Source organism: Simiduia aestuariiviva (genome assembly GCF_014192475.1).
GTDB classification, from domain to species: Bacteria; Pseudomonadota; Gammaproteobacteria; order Pseudomonadales; family Cellvibrionaceae; genus Simiduia; species Simiduia aestuariiviva.
Map to the genome: position 1 here is coordinate 690,777 of NZ_JACHXZ010000003.1, position 24,022 is coordinate 714,798.

The 24,022-nt window shown below is 49.8% G+C and carries 27 protein-coding genes and 1 pseudogene; 9 read left to right on the forward strand and 19 right to left on the reverse strand.

The genetic code is table 11. The features are described 5' to 3' along the window. Positions 1–20: 20 nt before the first annotated feature. The 5 genes from FHS30_RS12940 to FHS30_RS12960 all read right to left on the reverse strand — a co-directional run bounded on the left by FHS30_RS12940 (position 21) and on the right by FHS30_RS12960 (position 3,972). Positions 21–368: a hypothetical protein gene (locus FHS30_RS12940; RefSeq protein ID WP_183910893.1), complete on the reverse strand. Its 348-nt coding sequence runs from the start codon at positions 366–368 to the stop codon at positions 21–23. Further along, positions 353–1,108 carry a TSUP family transporter gene (locus FHS30_RS12945; protein ID WP_183910894.1) on the reverse strand — a complete coding sequence of 252 codons (756 nt, stop codon included), beginning with the start codon at positions 1,106–1,108 and terminating at the stop codon, positions 353–355. The genes FHS30_RS12940 and FHS30_RS12945 overlap by 16 nt, the downstream gene beginning before the upstream one ends. A 24-nt stretch (positions 1,109–1,132) precedes the next feature. Next, positions 1,133–1,765 carry a lysophospholipid acyltransferase family protein gene (locus FHS30_RS12950; RefSeq protein WP_183910895.1) on the reverse strand — a complete coding sequence of 211 codons (633 nt, stop codon included), beginning with the start codon at positions 1,763–1,765 and terminating at the stop codon, positions 1,133–1,135. Between the two features lie 177 nt (positions 1,766–1,942). Beyond that, the gene (locus FHS30_RS12955; protein ID WP_183910896.1) at positions 1,943–2,533 is read right to left on the reverse strand and encodes a 1-acyl-sn-glycerol-3-phosphate acyltransferase; all 591 of its coding nucleotides are present in this window, start codon (positions 2,531–2,533) and stop codon (positions 1,943–1,945) included. Positions 2,534–2,628: 95 nt separating this feature from the next. Then, positions 2,629–3,972 carry a sigma-54 interaction domain-containing protein gene (locus FHS30_RS12960; RefSeq protein ID WP_183910897.1) on the reverse strand — a complete coding sequence of 448 codons (1,344 nt, stop codon included), beginning with the start codon at positions 3,970–3,972 and terminating at the stop codon, positions 2,629–2,631. A 225-nt stretch (positions 3,973–4,197) separates the two neighbouring features. Here FHS30_RS12960 and FHS30_RS12965 point away from each other — a divergent pair, with 225 nt between their 5' ends. From FHS30_RS12965 to FHS30_RS12985, 5 genes are all read left to right on the forward strand, one after another. Then, on the forward strand, positions 4,198–4,635 hold the full coding sequence (locus tag FHS30_RS12965) for a hypothetical protein (protein WP_183910898.1): 438 nt from the start codon (positions 4,198–4,200) through the stop codon (positions 4,633–4,635). Between the two features lie 233 nt (positions 4,636–4,868). Beyond that, entirely contained in the window at positions 4,869–5,423 is a 555-nt protein-coding gene (locus FHS30_RS12970) for a BON domain-containing protein (RefSeq protein ID WP_183910899.1), read from the forward strand. A gap of 83 nt (positions 5,424–5,506) precedes the next feature. Next, positions 5,507–6,016, forward strand: a complete 510-nt coding sequence (locus FHS30_RS12975) for a Dps family protein (protein WP_183910900.1) — start codon at positions 5,507–5,509, stop codon at positions 6,014–6,016. Positions 6,017–6,056: 40 nt separating this feature from the next. Continuing rightward, entirely contained in the window at positions 6,057–7,046 is a 990-nt protein-coding gene (locus FHS30_RS12980; RefSeq protein WP_183910901.1) for an amidoligase family protein, read from the forward strand. After that, complete coding sequence (locus FHS30_RS12985) at positions 7,043–7,852, forward strand: gamma-glutamyl-gamma-aminobutyrate hydrolase family protein (protein ID WP_221197272.1); 810 nt, start codon at positions 7,043–7,045, stop codon at positions 7,850–7,852. Before FHS30_RS12980 ends, FHS30_RS12985 begins: the two co-directional genes overlap by 4 nt. Here FHS30_RS12985 and prfC read toward each other — a convergent pair. Next, positions 7,849–9,426: a peptide chain release factor 3 gene (prfC, locus tag FHS30_RS12990; protein WP_183910902.1), complete on the reverse strand. Its 1,578-nt coding sequence runs from the start codon at positions 9,424–9,426 to the stop codon at positions 7,849–7,851. The genes FHS30_RS12985 and prfC overlap by 4 nt on opposite strands. Before the next feature lie 194 nt (positions 9,427–9,620). On the opposite strand from prfC, the gene FHS30_RS12995 reads away from it, so the two are divergent. The 3 genes from FHS30_RS12995 to rlmF all read left to right on the forward strand — a co-directional run bounded on the left by FHS30_RS12995 (position 9,621) and on the right by rlmF (position 14,400). Beyond that, positions 9,621–11,399 (forward strand): DUF885 domain-containing protein, encoded by a 1,779-nt coding sequence (locus FHS30_RS12995; RefSeq protein WP_183910903.1) that lies wholly within the window; start codon positions 9,621–9,623, stop codon positions 11,397–11,399. A 25-nt stretch (positions 11,400–11,424) separates the two neighbouring features. After that, positions 11,425–13,344 carry a CocE/NonD family hydrolase gene (locus FHS30_RS13000; protein WP_221197273.1) on the forward strand — a complete coding sequence of 640 codons (1,920 nt, stop codon included), beginning with the start codon at positions 11,425–11,427 and terminating at the stop codon, positions 13,342–13,344. Between the two features lie 123 nt (positions 13,345–13,467). After that, positions 13,468–14,400 carry a 23S rRNA (adenine(1618)-N(6))-methyltransferase RlmF gene (gene rlmF / locus FHS30_RS13005; RefSeq protein ID WP_183910904.1) on the forward strand — a complete coding sequence of 311 codons (933 nt, stop codon included), beginning with the start codon at positions 13,468–13,470 and terminating at the stop codon, positions 14,398–14,400. Between the two features lie 50 nt (positions 14,401–14,450). On the opposite strand, the gene FHS30_RS13010 is transcribed toward rlmF, so the two are convergent. The 8 genes from FHS30_RS13010 to FHS30_RS13045 all read right to left on the reverse strand — a co-directional run bounded on the left by FHS30_RS13010 (position 14,451) and on the right by FHS30_RS13045 (position 19,610). Continuing rightward, a complete protein-coding gene (locus tag FHS30_RS13010) occupies positions 14,451–14,969 on the reverse strand; it encodes a hypothetical protein (RefSeq protein WP_183910905.1) in 519 nt (172 codons plus the stop codon). Positions 14,970–15,680: 711 nt separating this feature from the next. Continuing rightward, positions 15,681–16,004 (reverse strand): hypothetical protein, encoded by a 324-nt coding sequence (locus FHS30_RS13015; protein WP_183910906.1) that lies wholly within the window; start codon positions 16,002–16,004, stop codon positions 15,681–15,683. Positions 16,005–16,136: 132 nt separating this feature from the next. Then, on the reverse strand, positions 16,137–16,376 hold the full coding sequence (locus FHS30_RS13020) for a hypothetical protein (RefSeq protein ID WP_183910907.1): 240 nt from the start codon (positions 16,374–16,376) through the stop codon (positions 16,137–16,139). Positions 16,377–16,437: 61 nt separating this feature from the next. Beyond that, positions 16,438–16,668 (reverse strand): hypothetical protein, encoded by a 231-nt coding sequence (locus tag FHS30_RS13025; protein WP_183910908.1) that lies wholly within the window; start codon positions 16,666–16,668, stop codon positions 16,438–16,440. A gap of 793 nt (positions 16,669–17,461) precedes the next feature. Further along, entirely contained in the window at positions 17,462–18,067 is a 606-nt protein-coding gene (locus tag FHS30_RS13030; protein WP_183910909.1) for a hypothetical protein, read from the reverse strand. Between the two features lie 223 nt (positions 18,068–18,290). Beyond that, positions 18,291–18,761 carry a hypothetical protein gene (locus FHS30_RS13035; RefSeq protein WP_183910910.1) on the reverse strand — a complete coding sequence of 157 codons (471 nt, stop codon included), beginning with the start codon at positions 18,759–18,761 and terminating at the stop codon, positions 18,291–18,293. Between the two features lie 82 nt (positions 18,762–18,843). Beyond that, positions 18,844–19,266, reverse strand: coding sequence for a hypothetical protein (locus FHS30_RS13040; RefSeq protein WP_183907300.1), 423 nt, complete (start codon positions 19,264–19,266; stop codon positions 18,844–18,846). Between the two features lie 80 nt (positions 19,267–19,346). Continuing rightward, the gene (locus FHS30_RS13045; RefSeq protein WP_183910911.1) at positions 19,347–19,610 is read right to left on the reverse strand and encodes a phosphopantetheine-binding protein; all 264 of its coding nucleotides are present in this window, start codon (positions 19,608–19,610) and stop codon (positions 19,347–19,349) included. Between the two features lie 302 nt (positions 19,611–19,912). Between FHS30_RS13045 and FHS30_RS13050 the strand changes: the two are divergent. Next, positions 19,913–20,853, forward strand: a pseudogene (locus FHS30_RS13050) (IS110 family RNA-guided transposase). Between the two features lie 38 nt (positions 20,854–20,891). Here FHS30_RS13050 and FHS30_RS13055 read toward each other — a convergent pair. The 5 genes from FHS30_RS13055 to FHS30_RS16980 form a co-directional block, all read right to left on the reverse strand. Further along, positions 20,892–21,293 carry a hypothetical protein gene (locus FHS30_RS13055; protein WP_183910912.1) on the reverse strand — a complete coding sequence of 134 codons (402 nt, stop codon included), beginning with the start codon at positions 21,291–21,293 and terminating at the stop codon, positions 20,892–20,894. A gap of 91 nt (positions 21,294–21,384) precedes the next feature. Next, the gene (locus FHS30_RS13060) at positions 21,385–21,930 is read right to left on the reverse strand and encodes a hypothetical protein (RefSeq protein WP_183910913.1); all 546 of its coding nucleotides are present in this window, start codon (positions 21,928–21,930) and stop codon (positions 21,385–21,387) included. A 96-nt stretch (positions 21,931–22,026) separates the two neighbouring features. Continuing rightward, positions 22,027–22,443, reverse strand: coding sequence for a hypothetical protein (locus FHS30_RS13065; RefSeq protein ID WP_183910914.1), 417 nt, complete (start codon positions 22,441–22,443; stop codon positions 22,027–22,029). Positions 22,444–22,534: 91 nt separating this feature from the next. Continuing rightward, positions 22,535–23,146 carry a hypothetical protein gene (locus FHS30_RS13070; RefSeq protein WP_183910915.1) on the reverse strand — a complete coding sequence of 204 codons (612 nt, stop codon included), beginning with the start codon at positions 23,144–23,146 and terminating at the stop codon, positions 22,535–22,537. Positions 23,147–23,618: 472 nt separating this feature from the next. Beyond that, complete coding sequence (locus FHS30_RS16980) at positions 23,619–24,020, reverse strand: zinc-ribbon domain containing protein (RefSeq protein WP_221197274.1); 402 nt, start codon at positions 24,018–24,020, stop codon at positions 23,619–23,621. Between the last annotated feature and the right edge of the window lie 2 nt (positions 24,021–24,022).

Consider the following 24,022-nt stretch of genomic DNA (forward strand, 5'->3'; position numbering starts at 1 on the left):
TACGCTGTGGATTGAAACACTTAGGCCTCTGGCTCACAAGCCCGCAACTCGGCAGCGATTTCCGCCAGCAGGCGCCGGCCCTCGGCATCAAAAAGAAACGGGCCTTCATCACCCAGAAGATGCGCATCCTCTATTGCCAGGCAGCGCAATCGAATTGCGTCTAGAGCGGGATCATAGCGAATCGGTATCGCGGTAAACACCAACCAATCTTGGTGTCGGGCACAGCCACTGGCCACGTCGTCGAGCAAGCGCAACACGTTGCTGGCATCGATCCGATAGGACGGCTGCCACAGCCGCAACAAAATCCACAGCACCACCCCAAACAACAGCAGGCTGGCCAGCAGCGGAATGACTACCATGAGCGCCACAACAGGTTGCCCGCTATGGCCAACGTCACCAACACGAGTAACGGCCTCACTAATCGCGCCCCCTGACTTATCACTAAGTTTGACCCTAATCGCGCGCCGGCAAATTGGGCCACCGCCATCAGCACCGCCAAACCCCACCACTGATACCCCGCCAGCACAAATACCACCATTGAAGTGCTATTAACCACCAGTACAAAGGGCTTGGTACTGGCAGTCGCCGCGCGCATTGGCATGCCCCGCCAGCGCGCAAAGGCGGCCGCGTAAAACGACCCCATACCGGGCCCGAAAAATCCGCCGTAAAGCCCAAGACCACCCCCAGCCAGCAGGTTAAATGGGCCCTGTGACAACCGCGCATGGCGCGAGTCATCGGAAATATCGGAGGAAAACGCAAAATACAGCGCCAAGACGAACAAGAGCAAGGGCAGCAGTCGCGTGAGCCATTCGGCAGGCAGTCGCTGGACTAACCAGGTGCCCACGATGGCGCCCACAAACGCGCAAACTAAACCAGGCCACAGGGGGCGCAGGTCGAGGTGGCCCTTGCGAAAAAAATTGAGGGTAGAACTAAGGGTACCAAACACACTTTGAAATTTATTGACCGCCAGAGCATTGAGCGGTGGCACGCCCACCCATAGCAACACGGGCAATACGATCAGCCCGCCAGCGCCAGCAATGGCGGATACAAAACCCGCCGTAAAGGCCACACAAGTTAACGCTAGATACACCCACCAAGCCCACTCCATCTAAGCCCTCCGGTGGGTAAGCACTTACTGCATGGCCGGACGTTTACCGCGAAAACTCTGGATAAACCCCTTCACGCGCTCCAGATCAGCCATCATGTCTTCCCCCGGTGTGAATACATCCCCAAAGCGGATGGATTTAGTGGGGTAGTCCATACCCACCAATAAAATGGGCACGCCCGCGCCTTTTGCAATGCGCAAAAAGCCGGTTTTCCACTGATCCACTTTTGAGCGGGTGCCCTCGGGCATAAGCGCCACGATTTGATTGGCGTTGACGCGAAAACTCTCCACCGCTTGTTCCACCATTCCCGTGGCCGCCGAGCGATCCACGGGGATGCCGCCCAACTTGTACCACAGGCCGGTAAAGGGCCAACGGAAAATCGTGTGCTTACCCAACCAAGACACCTTCACGCCCAGTGCCAGAATGGCAAACATGGCCACCACAAAGTCCCAATTGGAGGTGTGCGGCCCTCCAGCGATCACGAGCTGGCGCGCATCGGGCAGCTCGCCAGTAATTTTCCAGCCCATGCTCCGCAGGCCAAGGCGGCCGAGCCAGCGGGTAAAGCCATTGCCCATGCGCGGCCAACCCGGCGGCAGCTCGGTAACCGGTTGATTTGAACTTGGCGGCAGCTTGTCCGACGATTGGGGGTTATGGGTCATGAGGCTCTCAACTGACTGAACTATTGAAACTTTCTAAACGGTATTGAAACTTTCTCAACGGTATTGAAACTTTTTAAACGGTCTTGAAACTATCTAAATAGGTTTGAAGCTAACTTAAACGGTATTGAAGCCAACTAAGCAGTACTCAAACCTTCTAAGCTATTGAATCTGCGTAACTTATTGGAACTGGGGCTGGGCGCCGCGATAGTGTCCATTGATGTGCGTGCGAATGCGTTCGGCGTCGGCCTCGTGATTACCCGTGGTGGTCCACAGTTGGTCCACCACCAGTGACTTCGAGGGAAAATCCCACGCGATGGTCAATACCGGCACATTGGCCGCATGGGCAATGCGCACAAAGCCCGTCTTGTATTGACCGACCTTTTTGCGCGTGCCCTCAGGCGTGATTGCCACCCACACGGCATCGTGCTCGGCATACCAACTGGCCACCTGCCCCACTACATCTCGCGAGGCGCTCCGGTCCACGGGAATACCGCCCCACCACTTAAACAATAGGCTAAAAGGCCAAATAAAGGCCTCTTTTTTCATCAGGTAAGACACCCGAATGCCCAGTGCCATGATCACCGGCATGGCGATAATAAAGTCCCAATTAGAGGTGTGAGGCGCCAGAGCCACCATCAACTTTTTCTCGTTGGGCAGTTCGCCCTCCATCCGCCATCCCAGTAGGTGCAGCAGCCCTCTGCCGAAGGCGCGGGTAAGGCGACCGCCAAATTTAGGGGCGTTTTCAGGCAAAAGGGGGACGACAGACATGGCGATAATTTAGTCAGAATGGCTGAGAAGGGGCGATTTTAGTACTTTTGTAGTGTTTTGGCACCCTCTTGTTCTCGCTAAAGCACCAGCAGGGCTCAAGATTGATCGTCACCGGCCTGATACTTTTCTAACTTGTTGTACAGCGTTTTAACGCTAATGCCCAACTGCTTGGCGCTCGCCACCTTGTTGCCCTCATTCTCCGCCAGCGTGTTCTCAATCGCCATGCGCTCAATGTCCTCGAGCGGCACCCCGGCGGGAACATCGGAGGATGCGGGAACGCCCGCCCCCACGCTGTCATCGAGCACAACGTGTTCAACATTGATCTGCGTATCGGCCAATATAAATGCGCGCTCCAACGCGTGCTTTAATTCGCGCACATTGCCAGGCCACGTGTGGTCGGCGAGTTTCGCCAAGGCCGCCTCGCTTATGGTTTTATTGGCCGAGTCCTCCGCATTGCGATAGGCGAGAAAGTGTCGAGCCAAGCCCGCAATATCGGCACCCCGTGCCCGCAAGGGCGGCACATAAATGGGAAACTGCGCCAGGCGAAAATACACATCCTCACGCAAAAAGCCGCCGTCAATGGCTTGTTCTGGATCGCGGTTAGTCGCCGATATGACACGCACATTGGCCGTTGCTACGGTTTGACTGCCCAGCGGACGGTACTCACCGGTTTCAAGTACGCGCAACAATTTCGCCTGCTGATCCAGCGGCATCTCGGTAATTTCATCCAAAAATAATGTGCCGCCTTCAGCTTGTGCAAAAACACCCTGGTGCTCCCGCTGCGCGCCGGTAAACGCCCCCTTAACGTGACCAAACAATTCACTTTCCACCAACTCTGGACTCAGGGCACTGCAGTTAATCGCCACAAAGGGGTTTGCAGCGCGAGGGCTCGCTAAATGCAGGGTATTGGCCACCAATTCTTTTCCCACACCGCTTTCGCCAACGATCAACACATTGGCCTCGGCACTGGCCACTTTGCGCACGGATCGATAGAGCTTGCGCATAACCCGCGAAGACCCCGCCAACAGTCCAAATTGATCCAAATCGCTGCTAACAACTTCAACCCCGCCGCCGCCATCCGTTTCAAGGTCCGCCAAAATATCTGCCACGGCCTCCACGACAGCCTCATGGGCCACGGGCGATCTAAAATGAAATCCACCACTTTTTAAGCACACCGTATCCAGCGTTCGATTGGGCGTCCCATCACTGAAAAATATGACTTCGCAGGCATCTGACCAATCCATAGATTCCAGCGCGGCCTGCTCGCTCGCCGAGAGCCCCGTTACCTCAATCAACCCGAGTGCGACATTTGGCTCGCGCAACGCCGCCACCCAATCATCCGACGGGCTGAGCAGGTGAGCACCCGAGAGCACCGGGTTTTCCGCTAATTGTTGGATATGTTGTGTTAACGCTCGAAATACAACCCGGTGAGCAGGCATCCCTAAATCCTTCTGTAACTATCGCGTCTAAAATCACCGCGTAAAAATATCGCGCCCCCCACACCGTGAACAACGCATGTCACGCTTAATGTGAGGCCCTGATGTGAGGCCCTGATGTGAGCCCCTTTGTCTAACTGGCACAAAACTTGATTGTACAATAAAAGAGCAGCCAAAAAGCGACAAGACAGTAACTAAACCATGGGAAACATTGCTCGGGAGTATTTTATGCAACACGCACACCCTCAAACCATCGCCGACGACAGCGCGCTATTTATTCCCCTATACACAGCAAGCAAAGCCGGCAAGAACTTCTACCACCTTGCCAAACAAACCGTAGCTAAAACGCGCTTAAAACAACTGCTACAAGAATTAGAATCTCTGCACAGCCACTTATTACAGCTGACAAACATCGGCGTAAACAATACCCACGACTGCCAATGGGCGCGAATCGGCTACCTGCACGCGGAAAGTCTATTACAAGCGCCCACTGAAGAACTGCTCAGCACCCTCATTGCCCTAGAAACTCGGCAAAAGAAAGATCAGCTTTTAGCGTTATCGAAAATCCAAAACCAACGCACGCGTTACGACCTATCCGCACAAACTGCATGGCTGCAGATGTTAATCGATCGGCTCAAGCAATATCGAGCAGTACACGAAATGTGACCACGCCTACCGCTAAATAATGGGTAGGTAAAAATTACAGCACCCATTGCATAATTTTCAGACCTGCCGGCACCACAAGTACATATATTCCTCTAAACGCTATAAAACCCTACAAAAACGCACCATTTTCTTCTGGCACAGCACTTGCAACCCTACAGATGAACAGCAACGGCACGCAGGTGTCGAGTGCAAGAATGTTCATTTGAAGATTAACTGTCATAAGGGAGCATGCTATGAAATTTACCAAACGCATACTTTGCGCGTCACTACTCTCCACCACCCTTTCAGTGGGTGCATATGCAGGAGAACACATGTCCGACGAGCAGCGCGCATTAAAAGATGCATGGCTCGATGGAAAATCTGAGGCAACCCTGTTGATGAGCAGGCATCTCAACAATTTCACCATAGATACGCAAGTTGAGCGCGGTGTGGTTACCCTAAGTGGCGTTGTCGACAGCGAAATTGACAAACACCTTGCCGAAGAGTTGGTACTTAATGTCGATGGCGTAAAAAGCGTAGACAACCAATTGAAAATATCGTCTCGCTCAAGCCTAACAGACTCCATGCTCGCGGATATGAAAGACGCAAAAACCGAATCCTTGGTAAAAGCGCGTCTATTAATGGACACCGAAGTGTCCGGCTCAAGCATTGAAGTCGAAGTTGAACAAGGCAAAGTAATTCTTTCTGGCGAAGTTAGCTCAGGCGCTGAAAAAGAATTGGCCGAAGCCATCGCCGAAAACACATCCAATGTCGATGCCGTGGTTAATCGCTTACACGTTAACAGCTAAGCAAACGGGGTGCGCGTTGCGCACCCGCGCTACATCACGGATGTCGAACAACATTCACCAACATCACATATTCAGGAGCATTTATGTCAACCGCAACGCTATTAAGCACTAAACCGAAAGAGCAAAACACAGAGAATGGCATCGAGCGGGCCGACCGCAGTGAGCTGGCGAAATTTTTATCCAAAGCGCTGGCCGATACCTTCTTGCTAAATTTAAAAACCCTGAACTTCCATTGGAATGTGGTTGGCCCACTGTTTTACAGCCTGCACAAATTAACGGAAGAGCAATACCAAGACTTAACGGGCGCCATCGACGTCATTGCAGAGCGTATTCGCGCACTCGGCTTTGTCGCGCCCGGCAGCCTGACCGCGTTTGCCAAGCTGACCGACATTATTGAAGAAAACGGCAAACCCAGCGCCGAACAAATGATTCAACAGCTGGCCGACGACAATGAACGCTGCGCCCGTAGCCTACGCATTGCCGTGAGCGCGGCAGAAGAATTAGAAGATGTGAAGACCGCCGATCTATTGACCGAGCGCATTGGCCAGCACGAAGAAAACGCCTGGATGTTGCGCGCTATTTTGGCGGCCTAACGCAGCGCTTACACACACTATGATCAACGCCGGAAACACCATGACACGCTTACATAACACCTGCAAATTGCCACCCGAGCGCCTTAACCACGAAGGCAAGGTGCGCAAGGTCGGTATCGAAATTGAAATGGCAGGCCTCACACCGCTGCACATAGTGGCAGCGGTCAAGCGCCATTTTGGCGGCGACGAATCCCTGCAAGGTTCGCTCGAATACGGCGTACTAGACACCCGCCTAGGCGACTTCACCATTGAGCTGGATTCATCGCCGGTGAAGAAAGCCTACCAACAAGCCTGCGAGATGCGCCTGCCTTCACCACTGGATGACGCGGGCGGCATCATCAAAGATTTGGCAGAAAATTGGGTGCCCTGGGAGCTGGTGACACCGCCGGTGCCCGTCACCCAACTCGACGCCATCAACGAACTGGTAGCCGATCTGCGCGACCAGGGCGCGCTGGGTACCCACAAGGCTCCGCAGTACGCCTTTGGCATGCATTTAAATCCCGACCTGCCCGATCTGGAAACCAGCACAATTTTGCGCCACTTGCAGGCCTACCTGTGTTTATACGACGGCATCGTCGCGCGCGAGCGCCCAAACTTTGCCCGCAAACTGACGCCCCACATTCGCCACTTTGATGAAAACTATATTCGAAAAGTCATCGCAGACGATTATGCGCCAGATCTAGACACACTCATTGGCGATTATGTGGAGCACAACCCCACGCGCAACCGAAGTCTGGATTTGTTGCCGCTATTTAAACACCTGCGCGAAAAAACCATTGTGCGAGAAATGAATGATCCGCGTATCAAAGCGCGCCCCACATTCCATTTTCGCCTGCCCAATTCCGATATCGATAATCCCAACTGGGGTATTCATATCGCATGGCACGAGTGGCTCGCCGTAGAGTGGTTGGCCGCTGACGAAGAGCGACTAGCGCAAATGTGCAGCGCCTACAGCGAAGAACTAGATCGCTTCGGCCATCATCTGGACAGCCAATGGGAAGCGCGCGCCGAGGAGGCCCTATCTCAATGAAAGCCGCAATCTCAATGAAAGCCGCAATGAACGCCTCAATGAACACCGCAATGCCAAACACTATGAAAGCCGCTGAAATAAATCCACGCCCACACATTGCGGTTACAGGGCCCGATCGCGGCTTTAAAGCGGGCTGGTGGGCCAGCCAATGCCTGTTGCGCTGGCTCGGTGCCAAGCCCCACTACATCAGCCCCGCCAAGCCCAAGTTAGATCGGCCAGTGGACGCTGTCATCATCGGCGGTGGCAGCGACATTCAACCCGAGCACTACAAGGGTGACAACATCTTGGGGCACCCCTACGACCCCGCGCGCGACGCCTTTGAAATTGCGGTAGTGGAACAAGCACTGGCAAAAAACCTGCCCTTGCTCGGCATTTGCCGGGGCGCGCAGTTATTAAACGTGGTGAAAGGCGGCAATCTGTTGGGTGACGTGCGGCCACTGCGCAAACACACCAGCAACCGCAATTTTATTACGCCCTCAAAATCGGTGCGCGTATCGCTCGGATCGCAACTCGCATCACTGACGCAGCGCAAACACTTGAAGGTCAACAGCTTGCACAAACAGGCCATCGCCACACCCGGTGAAGGCTTGAACATTGTGGCGCGCGATAAAGACGATTTAGTGCAAGCGGTGGAAGCCAACGATGGCTTCACCATTGGTGTGCAATGGCACCCCGAATATTTGCCCTACAAAAAAGCCCAGCGCGATTTATTTCGGGGGCTGTGTAAAGCGGCGGCCGCGCGACCGCAACAAGCCTTGCTTGCCGTGGATAAGCGCCGCGCCATTTTCCCTAGCACTAAGAATTAGTGCTCGCGGGTCGCACGGAAACGCACGTCAGGATAGCGCTCCTCAGCCAGCGACAGGTTTACCCGCGTCGGCGCCAAGTAGCTCAGATGCCCACTGCCATCTATTGCCAAATTGTCATTGCACTTGCGCTTAAACTCTTCGAATTTTTTAGCGTCTTTACTGTCAACCCAGCGCGCGCTGCTTAAACTAATGGGCTCATAAATCGCATCAACTTTGTATTCGTCCTTCAAGCGATACGCCACCACTTCAAACTGCAACACACCCACGGCGCCCACAATAATGTCGTTGTTGGCGAGTGGGAAGAATACCTGCGTGGAGCCCTCTTCAGACAACTGCTGCAAGCCTTTTTGTAACTGCTTGGTTTTGAGCGGGTCTTTTAAGCGAATACGACGAAATAATTCCGGCGCGAAATTGGGGATGCCGGTGAATTTTAAATCTTCACCCTCGGTAAAGGTATCGCCAATTTGAATGGTGCCATGATTGTGCAGGCCGATAATATCACCGGCGATAGCTTCAATGACCTGTTCGCGATCTCCCGCTAAAAACGTAACCGCATCGGCAATTTTCACGTCTTTATTCAGGCGCACGTGGCGCATCTTCATACCCTTGGCGTAGGCGCCAGAACACACGCGCATAAAGGCAATGCGGTCGCGGTGCTTTGGATCCATGTTCGCTTGAATCTTAAACACGAAGCCGGAAAAGCTGTCTTCTTTGGCGTCCACCACGCGGGTTTCAGTATCGCGCGCACGCGGCGACGGCGCCCACTCCACAAAGCCATCGAGCATTTCCTTGACGCCAAAGTTTGACAGGGCGGTACCGAAAAACACCGGCGTCAACTTGCCGGCTAAATACGCCTCGCGATCAAATTTATGGGTTGCGCCGCGCACCAACTCAATTTCATCGCGAATATCGTCGGCGTCATCACCCAACAGGGCCGTGGCCTCGTCACTGTCTAAGCCCTTGATCTCACGGAAATCATGCAAGGTGTGGCCATGGCCCGATTCGTACACGGTGATGGTATCGGTATAGAGGTTGTACACGCCCTTAAACAGCGAGCCCGAGGCCAGCGGCCAATTGATGGGGGCAGCGGCGATATTCAAGACCTCTTCAATCTCATCCATCACCTCGATGGGGTCGCGAATATCGCGGTCCAACTTGTTGATAAACGACAGAATGGGCGTATCGCGCAGGCGACACACGTTCATCAATTTCACCGTGCGGTCTTCCACGCCCTTAGCGCCGTCGATCACCATCAAGGCCGAGTCCACCGCCGTCAATACGCGGTAGGTATCTTCAGAAAAGTCTTCGTGACCCGGGGTGTCCAGCAGATTCACGATGCGATCGTGGTAGGGGAACTGCATCACCGAGGAGGTCACGGAAATCCCGCGCTCCTGCTCCATGCTCATCCAATCAGAGCGGGCATGGGGCCCGCGCTTGCCCTTCACAGAACCCGCTAATTGGATCAGCTGGCCCAACAGCAGCAGCTTCTCTGTCACTGTGGTTTTACCGGCATCTGGGTGCGAAATAATGGCGAAGGTGCGGCGCTTATCGACGGCCGCATGGAACTGACTCATGGCACAAACTCAAATAGGGGGCAGAAAGCCCGCCATTATAGGCCCGAGGCGGCCAAAGGTCACTCACAGTCTCACCCCGTAAACCGCCGCAGCCCGCGCCCGCCCTTGCATCCACCCGCGCCAGCCCTTGCATCCAATAGGCAGCTCACCTAGGCTCAGGCCTACATTCGAATAACAGATAAAAGGATGCCGCTATGCACTGGAAGGCCTCGATCACCGCGCTGCTGGTCTTATTGACGACGTCAGCCTACACATTCGCCAACGCGGGGCCCAAACAAACGCCCCCGAATCCTTCAACCCAAGCACTGCATGCGCTCTTCGATGCCGACTGGGAATCGGCGCTCGCTCACGAACCCGTCTGGGCCTCCTATCTCGGCGAAAAGCGCTTCAACAGGCGCTGGGGCGACAGCTCAATCGCTGCCGAACAGGCAAAAACGCAGCGATTGAAAACCTCCCTAGCGGCGTTGCAGAAAATTGAGCGCAGCCAGCTGAGTCCCGCCGATCGCATTAACTACGACCTCTACCAGCGCAAGCTGCGCCAAGGAATAGAAGCCCAGCGCTTTCAACGCTACCTAGCCCCCATGTCGCAGCGCGGCGGCATTCAGTCCATCCAAAACTTCACGCAATTCCTCGCGCTCAATACCGAGCAGGATTACCGCGATTGGCTCGCACGGCTGGATACACTCGATCAACAAATTGCCACCCATATCGCGCTCATGCGCGAGGGCATGCGCACCGGCGTCATGCCGCCAAAAATCGTGATGTCGCGCGTTCCCAAGCAACTGACCATGCAATTGGTAGACACGCCCACAGACAGCCCCTTCTATAAGGCCTTTGCCGACATCAGCGACAACATCACGCCAGCCACCCAGCGCGCGCTGCAGCAACAAGCGCAAGCCATCATTAAAACCAAACTCTTGCCGGCCTACCAAACCTTCAACGATTTTTTCGTTAACGAATATCTACCGGCGTGCCGCGACACCGTGGGCATTTGGGATACGCCCAACGGGAAAGACTACTACAGCTTTCTCGCGCGTAGCTTTACCACCACCAACATGACACCCGACGCCATACACGCCCTTGGCCTAGCAGAAGTGGCTCGCATCAAAGCGCAAATGCACGACATCATCAAAGAGGTCAAATTCAAGGGCGACTTCGAAGCCTTCCTGCAATTTTTGCGCACCGACCCGCAGTTCTACTACGACAACCCCGATGATTTATTCAATGCCTACCTCGCCATCAGTAAGCGCATCGACCCCGAGTTGGTAAAATTGTTTGGCCACCTGCCGCGCATGCCCTACGGCTTGCGCCCCATTCCCGAGGCGCAGGCACCAGACACCACCACCGCTTACTACTCCAGCCCCGCCGCCGATGGCAGTCGCGCAGGCTACTACTACGTCAATTTGTACCAGCCCGAAACGCGCCCGAAATACGAAATGGAAGTGCTGTCGGTGCACGAAGCCGTACCGGGCCACCACTTACAAATTGCAATTCAGCAGGAGCTGGGCGATCTACCGAACTTTCGCAAATACGATGGCTTTACCGCGTTCACAGAAGGATGGGGTTTGTACAGCGAAAGCTTGGGCTATGAATTGGGGCTGTATAAAGACCCCTACTCACGCTTTGGTCAGCTCACCTATGAAATGTGGCGCGCCGTGCGCTTAGTGGTAGACACCGGCATGCACTACAAAAAGTGGACCCGCCGGCAAGCCATCGACTACTTCAAAGCCAACGCGGCAAAAAGCGAGCAGGATATTGTCAACGAAGTAGACCGCTACATCATCATGCCCGGCCAGGCGCTGGCCTATAAAATTGGCCAACTAAAAATATCTGAATTACGCCAACGCGCCACCCAAGAACTGGGCGATAAATTTGATATTCGCGCCTTCCACGACTTGGTACTGGGCTCCGGCGCCGTGCCATTGGATGTACTGGAAGACATGGTTGATGAATGGATCGCGAGCAAAAGATAGTCGGCGCACGCACAGGAGATAGCTAATGCTTTCAATGAAAATGAAATACGCACTGCCAATGATGGCAACACTACTCGCGTCGGCATCGGCAATGGCCGATGTCTGTGCACTGCCAAATCTCGCGCTAGACGACAAAAAAGCCTGCGATGCCTACCATCAAATCGCTGATAAAGCCGACATCACGCTGCTGCACATGGTGCCCATGCAAGACGGCGTTCGACTAGCCACCGATGTCTACCTGCCTAAAGACCGCACAGGTAAAGTGCCCACCATCTTCGTGAAAACCCCCTACAACGTAAACACCCTGTCGGGCTCCACGCTGCAATTCGCCAATCTAGCACTCGATAACGGCTATGCCTTTGTCGTGCAAAACGAGCGCGGCAGATATTACTCGGAAGGCGACTGGGAAATTCTGGGGCGGCCACAAACTGATGGCTATGAATCCTTGAGCTGGATCGCCCAACAAGACTGGTCAGATAAACAGGTGGGCACCCTAGGGTGCTCTTCCTCTGCCGAGTGGCAACTCGCGCTGGCTGCGCAAAATCACCCTGCCCACACCGCCATGATTCCCGCGGCTGCCGGTGCCGGCATTGGCAAGATTGGCCGATTTCAAGAACAGGGCAACTGGTACAAGGGCGGGGTTTTTCAATCGCTGTTCGCCATCTGGCTCTACTCCGTACAACAAAACCAATACCCACGCATGCTGCCTGGCAGCACTGAAGACGACCTTCGCAGGCTTCGGCACTTCTATGATTTGAATGCAAAAATGCCAAACATAGATTGGAAAAAACACATGCAAACGCTGCCTCTGGTGAATTTACTAGACAGCATTGCCGCCAACAAAGGGCCTTACACAAACATGATTCAAAGGACCCCAAATGATGCTGCATGGTTTGAGGGCGGCCTTTATCAAGAAGGTATGGATTTTGGGGTGCCCGCGCTCTGGCTGAATAGCTGGTACGACGTTTCAATCGGACCAAATTTAGAACTGTTCAACTATGTGCGCACCAAAGCATCAGACAAATCCGTGCGCGAAAATCAATACGCCGTCATAGCGCCCAATTTACACTGCGCATTTTGGCGCCTGCCAAAGCACACCGATTTGATTGTGGGTGAACGCAATATGGGCCGCGTAAAACTCGATGCAAACCAGCTCGTAATCGATTGGTTCGACCACTGGATGAAAAAGGACGAGAAATCCTTTGCGAAAAAACACGCCAAGGTCAAATACTTCACCATGGGCAGCAACACATGGCAGACCGCAGACAGCTGGCCACCAAAGAACATTACCTACAAAACCTTCTACCTTGCCAGCAATGGGTCGGCCAACAGCCTCTATGGCGATGGCCAATTGTTAGACGTTGCGCCCTCGCAAGCGTCTACAGACAGCTTCACCTACGACCCAATGAACCCAGTGCCCGCACTCGGCGGCGGCGTCTGCTGCAACGGTGGCGCCTCGCCCGGCGGTTCCTATGACCAACGGGGCATAGCAGCAAGGCACGATGTGTTGGTGTACACCTCAGCCCCACTCGCCCAAGACACCGAAGTTACCGGTGACATCGAGGCCACCATTTTCGTCAGCTCAAGCGCAAAAGACACAGACTTTACCATCAAACTAGTGGACGTCTATCCTGACGGCCGCGCGTTCAACATCGATGACACCATCCAGCGGGTCCGCTATCGCGACGGCTTCGACAAACCGACACTGATGCAGGCTGGCAAAGTTTATAAACTGACCTTCAGCCCAATGAGTACCAGCAACTTGTTCAAGAAGGGCCACAAAATTCGCGTCGAAATTTCCTCCAGCAAATTCCCACAATACATGCGCAACCTCAACACGGGCGGTAACAATGCGCTGGCCACCGAAGCCGTTGTCGCCAGGAATAGCGTGCATCAATCGGACGCACACCGCTCACAAATTAAACTGCCCATCGTCAAGCGCTAACAACTGCAAACTCGACCAAGCGCCCCACTGCACACGCAGTGGGGCTACTCTGCATACCTACTTCATTACAGCGCCACAACAATCTTCTACAATGGCACCACTATCACCGCACAGAGTCAGCTCGTGAGCAGCCATAAACCCAAAAGTAATAACGCCAAGCAACTCCATCCTCGCAATCTGCATCGGCACGGTTATGACTTTCCTGCACTGCTTGCCCATATGCCAAGCTTGGCTGAATTTGTTGCTGCCACCCCTCAGGGCCAACCCACGATCGACTATGCCGACCCTATTGCGGTAAAAGCACTCAATGCGGCGCTGCTTAGCTATCACTATGGTATTGAACACTGGGACATCCCCGACGGTGCGCTCTGCCCACCCATCCCCGGCCGAATCGATTACCTGCACCATGTGGCGGAGCTGCTTGGGCTGCCTGAACCAAAGACAGCACCAGAATCAGGCGCGGCAATCAAAATGCTCGACATCGGTACCGGCGCCAACGGCGTGTATGCCTTGCTCGCCGCAAAGGTGTACGGTTGGCACTGCATCGCCACCGACATCAGTGCCACGTCAATAGACAACGTTACCCGAGTCTTACATCACAATCCCAAACTACAACCGCGAATTGCCCTGCGACTGCAGCCAGACAAACACAAAATTTTTGAAGGCATCATTCAACCGGATGAACACTTCGATCTCAGCGTCTGCAACCCGCCCTTCCACGCCTCCGCCGAAGACGCGCTAAAAGCGAACCGTCGCAAGGTGCACAACCTTAGCCGCGAACAAGCAGCATCCCACTCCGAATCACCTGCGTTAAATTTTGGCGGCAGCGCGAATGAGTTGTGGTGTAACGGTGGGGAAAAATTATTTCTAAAGAAAATGGCCAAAGAAAGCCATGCATTCAAAGATCAGTGCCGGTGGTTCACCAGCCTCGTTTCAAACAACGACAACCTTAAGCCCACTGAAAAGGTATTGGGGAAATTGGGGGCAACCAAGATTGAAGTGTTAGAGATGAATCACGGGCAAAAAATTACGCGGGTATTGGCGTGGCGTTATTAAAATCAAGTACTTCAAGCATTCGACCAGCGCGCCGGCATCACAATCAAAGACTAGCCATCAACGGAGATACTTGACATCACATCATTGGCAGCCTTTCGCAACTTAGCAGAAGCACCTTCACAACCGGCACTTTTATTGATCTCGTCAGATATATTGAAAAACACATAAGTATTTTTTCCTAACGCACTTGCCAAATACAACTCGCACTTCCCATCTGAAAATTCTATGACGTATTCTTGGCCAGAAGCCACGCCATTGGCATACTCGCTTTGCACCTCATTTCTGGAAATAACGCTATATCCTTGCACCGAAGAATAGATCCGCGCAAAAAACTGCTCCGAGAAGGCCTCCAGCATTGTATACGGATTGCGACCGTCTCGATGTACGAAAGCAGTGGCCAACACGTCCCTATCTAAAATATCAAATTTTAATTTTTGTCCGGTCGCTTCCACAGCGAACATCCTATCGGTCTTTACAACGTCTATTCCAGACGACGGGTAGCTATGCAACACTTCTTGAGAAAATACGCCAGCCGACCACAATGCAGCAGCAACCATTAAAGCAAACATTCTATGAAGCATACCTTTTGCCTTTATTATTAAAAAACCACTTGAAAACCTTAAGCCGGCAATTCCAATACAATGCACAATCTAGATCTTCAGACCTTTGATTAGTAGAAGCTCAGCCACACCAACAAAACGTTGCTCACAAAAACTACAATCCGCTAACGCATTCTTTCGTACTTAAAGAAAAGCATAAAAGCTGCAAACATTAACACTAGGGACACCACAATAACAGGCGCATCGAAAGTACCAAATGCAACAATTGGAAGCCAAGCTGGAACTGGCGCAAGCCCATGTCCGCCCACGATAATTGTTGGAGTTAAGAAAATACACTTTATGAGTGAAAACAAAAATCGCCTATTTGACCTTGCAAATCTTCTTGCGAGCCTAATCAAGCAGTAGGAAAGCGACCAACTTAACAAAAAATAGAAGACTATGAACTCCATGCAAACACCCTACACCCCTTAACTTTAATACAACGATTTTTTGGAATATCTTGCAACTCTTCAGTGAGGACATCCATATTAAGCAACTGTTATTAAATCACAAGTCAATAAGCATACTAATTGGCTGGGGCGACACGCCGTTTGTACGCTATAAATGCTCATCCACAGAGATGAATCACGGGCAAAAAATTACGCGGGTATTGTCGTGGTGCTACTAGCATCAGGCTCTCGTGGAGCCTAAGTGCTTAATCTCGTTTGCGATGCAATCTCTTTATGCGTTGCAGGCTTGCAGACTAAAGACAAATAAAATAAACCAAAAATTAGCTATCAATAGTGAAATTACAACAGCTTCTCTAGCGAATCTTGGAATATTTTTGTAGCGATATAAGTAGGCTATTACAGCGACCTCGGCGGCCAACCAAAAAATTGATAGATAAAAGAAAAAAGCGTGACATTGCAGCGCTGGAATAGTAATCAATACATAACCGAACGCAGCCACACTAGCGCCGCACAATATGAGCAAACTTGCCGCTCTTGCCGCACTTCCAAAATTGTTAACGGATGTTGACAGCAGTTGTTCTTTTAACTTAGCCATGCTTACCATGTATTTTTTTGTTTGGCGCCCTAAACACCCGACCCGAACGCGACGAACGCGCAACGAAGGTCAAACAAATCAAACAAGTTGCGGCGGATTGGTTTGTTAAGCGACCTGTCCCAAGATCTGACCTCAATCACCGCCACAACCGCCATCACCACCGAAGCCGCCGTCGAAAAAGCCACCACCACCATCTCCGCTACCCCGCCCATTTTCAGGCCCGATCATAGCGACAATTTTGACTATCAAAATAACGAGAAACAGCCCAGCTAGAATTGGGCATAGCACGCCATAGAAGTTTGATTTGCTGGCTAGATCGGTGTAATACCAAGCGCCTAACAAGCCAATTATTGTGATAAGCCACGATTTCATGGGCTGCCTCTAGATTATTTGGTTAACGCCCGCAATAAAGCATTGATTGAAGGTTACATAATTAGAGTGGATGTCCTTTTAATTTGTCATCATTGCTAATGAGCATTTTGTTTATTCTTTCCAGCTCTTTAATTGCTAGCACTCCGACAAGAATACCCGCCATTCCTATAGCAAGTACGAGAATGTCTCTACTGTCCCCGGAACTAGGGAAATGTAACCCAGACGCTATGCCGCTGAAGGCAACAAGTAGAGTACTTAGTATTATTAATAATACTGATGGTAAAACTTTCACTTTAAATTCCCTCTAAACAGATTATTGTGAAGCCTAGCGAGGCTGTAGAAAAACGTTTTTAACATTCACTTATCCACAGCCCCCTTTTAATTGATTTCACCGATCATAAAACAATCAGCTCCACTTTACATAATCTTTTCTTATGCGTACTTTTTTGATTTTTAGGTGTAGTTACTGTGGATAACTAGCGTTACCAACCTATTGAACTGTGTTTCATGAGCTTTTCGATGTTATGCACCATACTATATAAACGCCACTGCCCCTGAACCTTCTCTTTTCCACGCAACGAGAATCAATTTTTCCCTCTGCGAGGGAATCAAGGAGCTGGTAATCTTGAATTTTAGCGTTTGTTCATTTTCTTTTTGTACGAGCCGCAGTGTAACGGAAACCACGCGCCTTCCGCGTCATAGAAAACGAACCAGCCGTAGCAACGCGAAGACCACGCGTACTTTGCGTCATAGAAACGTACCCCGGCTACGTGCCCTATCGGGTACGTTAGCTCCAGTCGGATTGCAGGGGTCGCGAAAACAGGCTCCTGCCTGATCATCGCTGACGCACAGGGAAGTGCTAATGCAGCAGTGGCAGGAGCCAAAGCGCTGCCAATTAGGCGTCCATGCCAAGTTGCCCTCTAAAATCCGACTTCCGCTCACCGCTGCGCAAGGGGCCCCAAGAACAGTGCTTCGTAGCAAAGTACAAGATTTAGACTTATTTCGAGCGCCGGGCTAATTTGCGCCGCAAGGCGACAAATTGAGCCCCTTGTTACAACACAGAATTGGCATCAACACAAAAGCGCTTATTTGGTAATACGTCCATGAATAAACATTTGACCGTAAGGGCTGCTATTATTCGAAATACGAATACCTGTAGGTATATATCCATTTACCTGAACTGTATCCATCGCCACCGGCTTACCAGGATTAGAATTGTTAGCTGCCACTACAAGGAAATACATACCCTCCGTTTTAACTGTGCCAGAAAGCGAATATCCTACAAAACTTAATTCCGACCTATACTTTGATGCCATGGTTTCAATAACATTTCCATCAGCATTAACTACATAGGCTCTTGGAACAAGAATTCTTTTATTTAAACCGATACAACTGCAAATAGAAGTTATATCAACATTGAAAGTGTCGCCCTCAGCTAGATCCATTGAGAATACCTTGTAATTTGACATATACTCGCCGAAATTAACTATAGGATCATGAGGCTGAATACTATATTTTTTACTCTCTAATGGTAGAACATTTACTTTCGCACTTTTTAAGACATTAATACTACCAAATTCTGAAATAATGCTATCTTGAGGATTATTGGTCAAAGAAGGTGCCGGATGATTTCTAGCACAACCTGCCAGAATAATAACAAACATTAAAATTACGATAGCCTTTGTTTTCATAATAACCTCAAGTATGTATAAAAAGTAAAATACCGATTATTGATATTAATGTTGTGGTCAAATAAAACATAATTTAACAAATTGTATATATACAAATTATTGCCTTAAAAGATACCAATCGGCCAGATATTTGTAACGCCGAGGTTTGCAGCCGAGTGAAGGCACTAGCGCGTCGTAACGAAGGCCAAGCGCCAGCTTGCTGGTGCGATGCAAGACCGACTTGTTAGGCGCCACAGTATGGGACATAGTTTTTATCTGACTCGTCAATTGGTTTTACTTCACCTGTCTCACGGCGATGTAAATAATTTTTATAATGCTCACCAAGGGAAAGGCGGCCAAAACCCTCTGGGTCGCCAAGGTCAACTTTTTGATTTAAGCAAAGGCAAAATAAACTGCTGCCCTCAATACCATGTTCCTTGCCCTCATACCAAACATGATACTGTAGGCTTTTGCCCTCAAAGCCCTTTATAGACTTGAGGACTTCAATAGAAATAAGGTAATGCGTGTAACCAAACTGTTCATTCCCGTTGTAGCCCACTTTCTCGTAATCTATAACTTTACCTTCAATTACAACATCTGCTGATTGAAAGCACTGTTGATAGCTGTAATCCCAAAAATTATCTCTCTCAGCGGAAACTTCTAAAGAGATAATTCCTACCAAAGCCATCAACATTTGCATCAGCTTAAATTTCATCTTACGCCCGGCTTTGGGGCGGCGAAGCGATAGCGTAGCCGTCCCGCCGCACGTCTTTTGTGCGGCTACCAAGAGCCGCTTGTTAGGCATTTTGCCCCCGAAGGTTTGCCACACCCCACAAACGAAACACTATACCAATATATGCAATGGTCATAATGCTATGTACGACTGGCTTTTCCCAGAAGGTACCAAGGACGATTGAAATTATGGGTATGGCTGCGAAAACCAAAGCTATTATTTTTAAGCTTACCGGTGAAATAAACTTGGTGCTACCTTTTGGATTTACAAACAGTAAGCGCAACGAGAGGTAAAACACCCATAGGCTGCCAGCTAAGAAAATGCTGCCTAACGAAACAGTGAGTACTGTAGGCGGTACATTAGGTGCAACCAGTAGCGTTGCAGAACCGATAACACATATAAAGGTAAATGGCGCAAACAATATCCCTAGCGGTATTGTTACCCACCTTGGGAGCGGCTTCGGTTCAATTTCTTCGTACTGTTCCATCTGATGCCTAACGCCCGCAACAAACGCGAGCGCAGCGAGTCGAGGCCGACAGGCCGGTTTGGTTGCGTTTGTTATATGACTCAATCAAGACCAAGATCATCTACTACATGACTCATTGAATTAATTTTCTCTCTTGGTATGCCGTAATTGCTGACAAGAATATCTATGATCTTACGTAGTACAACTTCGAACTTTATATCTATTTGCCTTTGATCTGCTGCCATTTTTACAACATGCCTTGAAAGATCACCTAGGACTCCTAGGCCAGCCGCATCTTCATCGGAGATCTTAATATTAAACTCCTCCTCTATTTCCATAAGGAGTTCTACAGTATCAAGCCCCATCTCTTTCCTTCATATAACGCCGTAAGCAGGGGCGCGCGTTAGCGCGTCCAGGCCGCAGGCCCTTGCTGACTTACCTTGTATGGTTGGAAATGTGCCATTTTGGTGTTGAACATCCTTTTCGCTAACGGGTAAATTGAGACCCACCTTCGGCGGCCACCGAAGGCCTTGTTTATCACAGTTCGATGATTGCCAGGTTCGTTAAGACCGATAACAAGTATGAACGTGATAGACACTCACTAGGCATAACTCGAATAGTCATGTGGGCCTCGAGCCCGAATAGCAAGGCGGAGATAGCTTATCTTATGGATACGTCAGAGATCAATGTTGGTATCGATACAAGCAGCAAGCAACTCGATATTTATGTGAGACCTATTGGCCAGTTTTTCAGCGTCAGTAATGACACAGCTGGCATCAAAGACGCTCTTAAACGGATACAGAAACTTAAACCTAAACGTGTGCTCATAGAGTCCACAGGGCGGCTGGAACTGGAGTTCGTTTGCGCAGCTCATAAGGCTGGATTCCCATTGTCGTGTGCAATCCAGGCCACGTCAGGAGCTTTGCTAAGTCTGCTGGCCGAGTAGCAAAAACAGACAAACTAGACGCCATGGATATTGCCCATTTTGGGGAGGCCATGAAGCCGCGACTGTCATCAATTAAGCCCGAAAAACTTAGGGCTATCAGTGACTTACTCGTTGTCAGAAGCCAGTGCTTAGAAATGAGCACTATGCAGAAGAATCGACTTAAGCGCATGCCAAAGTCTGTTCACAAGCCTATTCAAGCGATACCGAAAGCAATAAAAAAGGAGCTGGAAAGTATCGATAAAGCACTCGACAAACTGATCAACAGCATTGCTGAGTGGCGGCAGAAACGCGATCTCCTATTAAGCGCAAAAGGTGTCGGAAATGTATTGGCCTACACACTGATGAGTGAGCTGCCAGAGCTTGGTCAGTTGAATAGAAAAGAAATCGCCGCACTGGTAGGCATTGCGCCGATGAATCGCGACAGCGGTAGCTTTCAAGGAAAGCGCTACATTCGTGGTGGAAGGCACAGAGTTCGCACAGTGCTGTTCGTGTCTATGATGTCAGCAATTCAGTGTCATCCAAAACTGAAACCCATGTACGAGAGAATGGTGACAGCAGGTAAGCCAAAAAAAGTAGCCCTAATTGCCTGCATGCGAAAACAACTAACAATCCTAAATACGATGGTAAAAAACAACACTTATTGGGACGAGAAAATGGCCTAAGAGGTTGACTTTCGACCATAGTCACTTGTTATGTGACTTCATTGGTACGACACCTCAGAGCCCCCCAAGGTAATTCGTACATCCGCGCATAAAACCCAACCCGAAAAGCCATATTGGCCAGTGATGATAATAGGTTTAAGTGACCGCCTCTCAATGTCAGCACAAAATTCCGCAGGTTTATAGGCATTAAATGGAAATCCACACTGCTGATACTCTTCTAATGCCGGAGTATATTTTTTATGAAACTCTTCAGGTGAGCACTCTTTTATACTTACGACATAGTTCCCGCTTAGAACATTTGAAAACTGATGTCCCCATACGCGTTTAAATACGGCTTCACCAAGTAGTGTTCCTTCATGCTCTACTAAATGAAAGGTGATGACGTTTTCCTCAAGTTCAACCTCATACTTTTCGATATTTAGCTTAGGATTTGGATTCATAATTTCACATAACGCCGGTGGCAAGGGCGGCTGGAGCGCAGCGTAAGCCGTCCAGCGGCGATAGCCGCGTCTTGGCCACCCTTGTTATAGCCTATCTTGAGCATGGTTTACGATCAGCCTGTTGGAATATTTCAAAATTTCCATCTTCCACAGATAAGTAATCGCCTGAAGAAAGTTTAGCTATCAATAAGTCTCCGTGAATCCAAGGCTTAAACCCTGGGCAAAGCCAACGAACTGTAGAGATAGTTTGTTTAAACATTTCGGGGTCTTCTTGGTAGCCAATTATCAACTGATCCAAAGTCAAGGATTTTATTAGCCTTCCATCCAATCCATATATTGTGAGTGCATCATCAGAGGCCCTGTCGCTAAGAGTGTATACATTACCAGCAGAAGAGATCAGTACGTTAGTGGGCAGCCACATGGACTTTTTTAGCAAAAACTCACTTACTTTTTTGTACACTTCACCATCAAGTCTATAAATCCTTGCAATGCCCTTGCCCAACACATTCTCTTCTGCGTTATTGATTCTAACTACATAAAGACCTTCCTGACTAACGCCAGCCAGAGGCTCGTCACTAAGCTTATCCGCATACACAACTATCGGGATAAGGAGCAGAATTAGTATTAGCTTTTTCATATTTTTAGCTATAACGCCGCCATAAATTGCGGCTTTGTAGTTGATTGTTTTGTGGTAGCGTAGCGTTAAGCCACAAAACAAGCGACGGAAAAGCCGTCAATTTGATGGCCTTGTTAAATGCTGGCTACCCACCCAACTAGGCTTATTAATGTAGTGGTAGTGGAAAAGGAACCCAGTTACACCACCCGCCAAATTCCAATATAGATTTTCTAAAGAAGCGGAAAACCCGAAACAAACGAACGTGACCGCCAAACCAAGTAAGAATGAGGTGTAATAGTTGGCCATTTTGTATTTAGCCAGAACAACATAAACCGGCCCGGCTACAAACATTGCTATTACGCATGATGCAATGGCCGTAACAAAATAAAACAGCACAGCGCCACCAATTGCATCACCTATTAGATCCCACCCATCGCCCATGAATGAAACAATCATTCCTACAAAGACTACCACGCTACCCAAGAACGATGAATAAACAGAGCTGGTAAATATATTGGCGATGATTTTCTTCATAGGCATTTAACGCCTTTAGCAGCGGCGAGCGTAGCGAGTCCAGCCCACGGGTATTTTTCCGTGGGCGATGCTGGCTAAACTTGTTAGGTTTTTACCCATAGAAGTCATTGTATTTTTGTGGAATGACAATTTCATTGAACCACCCATTAAAACCCAATATTAGCAACAATGACAACAAGCAACCTGTTGCCATAATGGTGTAGGCCAGCTTACTGCGGAGTGAAGACGATATTTTGTTACGACATAACCAGTTAAACGCGGCTGCAATATGGACAAAGATTGCCACCACCGCAAGAAAATAGTACGGGATAAAATAAAAATGGAACGGAGGATTATGGAACCCCGCGATACCAAAATAAATATTAGTGTCTAATTGCGCTATAACCCGGCCGTACAAGACAGCACCAACATGATTAAGGAAAAAGAACGCTAGATATAGACCAGAGAATGCCTGTGCTTTTTCAATGAAACTTGAACGCTGCCCCCAACGACGCCAGACAAAATAAATGCCACTGAATATTTGGAAGATGACGCAAAGTAACAGAATACTTTCTGCGATCATATGCCGATATACCTGACGAAAGGCATCCATGAATTCGATATGCGATTGAACACCATCAAGTATAAAGAGGTGATTAATTAAATGGACGAGAACGAATGCTCCGATAACGACAGCAGATATCCGGTGTAACTTATGAAGCATCATCATTCCTTGAGTTTGATCTGGAAACCTAACGCCCGCAGCACACGCGAGCGTAGCGAGTCGAGGCCGACAGGCCGGTGTGACTGCGTTTGTTATGAGTGTATTTAAGAACCATTAAATTTTCACCAATACAAAGGGAACAATGAAGGCTACTACCTTTATAGCTAGCCACCTAAGTGATTCATGCCAGATTTCTTTAGACCCTTCCGGGTTAGACCACTCACCAGGCATATCATCATCTAGCGTAATAAAATGTCCGAACGCTGCAAACCCTGAGATTGCCAATGCGGGAAATGCCAGCAAAAGCGAATGTTCATAAGAGAATATTTGCGCACTTACGACTCCGAATACGGCGGAGGTAAAATATATTGCAACTAGCGCCAACTCCGCCCTATTCATCGATTACTCATAACGCCCGCAACAAACGCGAGCGTAGCGAGTCGAGGGCGATAGCCCGTTTTGGTTGCGATTGTTATGTTTTTTTAAAGAACTTCTCATTTTGATGTGGCTTCTTCTTTTTTAGCTCTTCTAAATGTGCCTTTTGTTGATCTACATAGGCCTTTTTCTTATCTCTGCATTCACGACAGACAGCAGCAGTAGTTTCAAAACTACCTTTTGCCACCTCGTACCACCATTTTTGCCGCTCAGCAGTCCATATTTCTGTTTTACCACACTTTTTGCAATTGAACTCTCTATCCAGATAAAACAGCGGAATATCCATAAATAGAGAATGATATACGATTTCATCGGGGTTTACCCTGACCGCCCAATCAGGTACCGGCTCCCTATAAGGATTGATATACGCACTATTTTTTTCAGATTTTTTGGTGCGCGCTGCAACAATCTCAGCCTTTCGTTTTTTATTACTCTTCATCC

Coding starts and splice junctions, on each gene's coding strand:
- FHS30_RS12980 (WP_183910901.1), top strand. CDS start 6,057: ATGACACGCTTACATAACACCTGCAAATTGCCACCCGAGCGCCTTAAC.
- prfC (WP_183910902.1), bottom strand. CDS start 9,426: ATGAGTCAGTTCCATGCGGCCGTCGATAAGCGCCGCACCTTCGCCATT.
- FHS30_RS13040 (WP_183907300.1), bottom strand. CDS start 19,266: ATGGAACAGTACGAAGAAATTGAACCGAAGCCGCTCCCAAGGTGGGTA.
- FHS30_RS13020 (WP_183910907.1), bottom strand. CDS start 16,376: ATGAAATCGTGGCTTATCACAATAATTGGCTTGTTAGGCGCTTGGTAT.
- FHS30_RS12950 (WP_183910895.1), bottom strand. CDS start 1,765: ATGACCCATAACCCCCAATCGTCGGACAAGCTGCCGCCAAGTTCAAAT.
- FHS30_RS13015 (WP_183910906.1), bottom strand. CDS start 16,004: ATGGCTAAGTTAAAAGAACAACTGCTGTCAACATCCGTTAACAATTTT.
- FHS30_RS12975 (WP_183910900.1), top strand. CDS start 5,507: ATGTCAACCGCAACGCTATTAAGCACTAAACCGAAAGAGCAAAACACA.
- FHS30_RS13045 (WP_183910911.1), bottom strand. CDS start 19,610: ATGGGGCTTGATACTGTAGAACTCCTTATGGAAATAGAGGAGGAGTTT.
- FHS30_RS12945 (WP_183910894.1), bottom strand. CDS start 1,108: ATGGAGTGGGCTTGGTGGGTGTATCTAGCGTTAACTTGTGTGGCCTTT.
- FHS30_RS12960 (WP_183910897.1), bottom strand. CDS start 3,972: ATGCCTGCTCACCGGGTTGTATTTCGAGCGTTAACACAACATATCCAA.
- FHS30_RS13055 (WP_183910912.1), bottom strand. CDS start 21,293: ATGAATCCAAATCCTAAGCTAAATATCGAAAAGTATGAGGTTGAACTT.
- FHS30_RS12970 (WP_183910899.1), top strand. CDS start 4,869: ATGAAATTTACCAAACGCATACTTTGCGCGTCACTACTCTCCACCACC.
- FHS30_RS13070 (WP_183910915.1), bottom strand. CDS start 23,146: ATGCTTCATAAGTTACACCGGATATCTGCTGTCGTTATCGGAGCATTC.
- FHS30_RS16980 (WP_221197274.1), bottom strand. CDS start 24,020: ATGAAGAGTAATAAAAAACGAAAGGCTGAGATTGTTGCAGCGCGCACC.
- FHS30_RS12995 (WP_183910903.1), top strand. CDS start 9,621: ATGCACTGGAAGGCCTCGATCACCGCGCTGCTGGTCTTATTGACGACG.
- FHS30_RS13030 (WP_183910909.1), bottom strand. CDS start 18,067: ATGAAAACAAAGGCTATCGTAATTTTAATGTTTGTTATTATTCTGGCA.
- FHS30_RS13065 (WP_183910914.1), bottom strand. CDS start 22,443: ATGAAGAAAATCATCGCCAATATATTTACCAGCTCTGTTTATTCATCG.
- FHS30_RS13010 (WP_183910905.1), bottom strand. CDS start 14,969: ATGTTTGCTTTAATGGTTGCTGCTGCATTGTGGTCGGCTGGCGTATTT.
- FHS30_RS12985 (WP_221197272.1), top strand. CDS start 7,043: ATGAAAGCCGCAATCTCAATGAAAGCCGCAATGAACGCCTCAATGAAC.
- FHS30_RS13035 (WP_183910910.1), bottom strand. CDS start 18,761: ATGAAATTTAAGCTGATGCAAATGTTGATGGCTTTGGTAGGAATTATC.
- FHS30_RS12955 (WP_183910896.1), bottom strand. CDS start 2,533: ATGTCTGTCGTCCCCCTTTTGCCTGAAAACGCCCCTAAATTTGGCGGT.
- FHS30_RS12965 (WP_183910898.1), top strand. CDS start 4,198: ATGCAACACGCACACCCTCAAACCATCGCCGACGACAGCGCGCTATTT.
- FHS30_RS13000 (WP_221197273.1), top strand. CDS start 11,425: ATGCTTTCAATGAAAATGAAATACGCACTGCCAATGATGGCAACACTA.
- FHS30_RS13060 (WP_183910913.1), bottom strand. CDS start 21,930: ATGAAAAAGCTAATACTAATTCTGCTCCTTATCCCGATAGTTGTGTAT.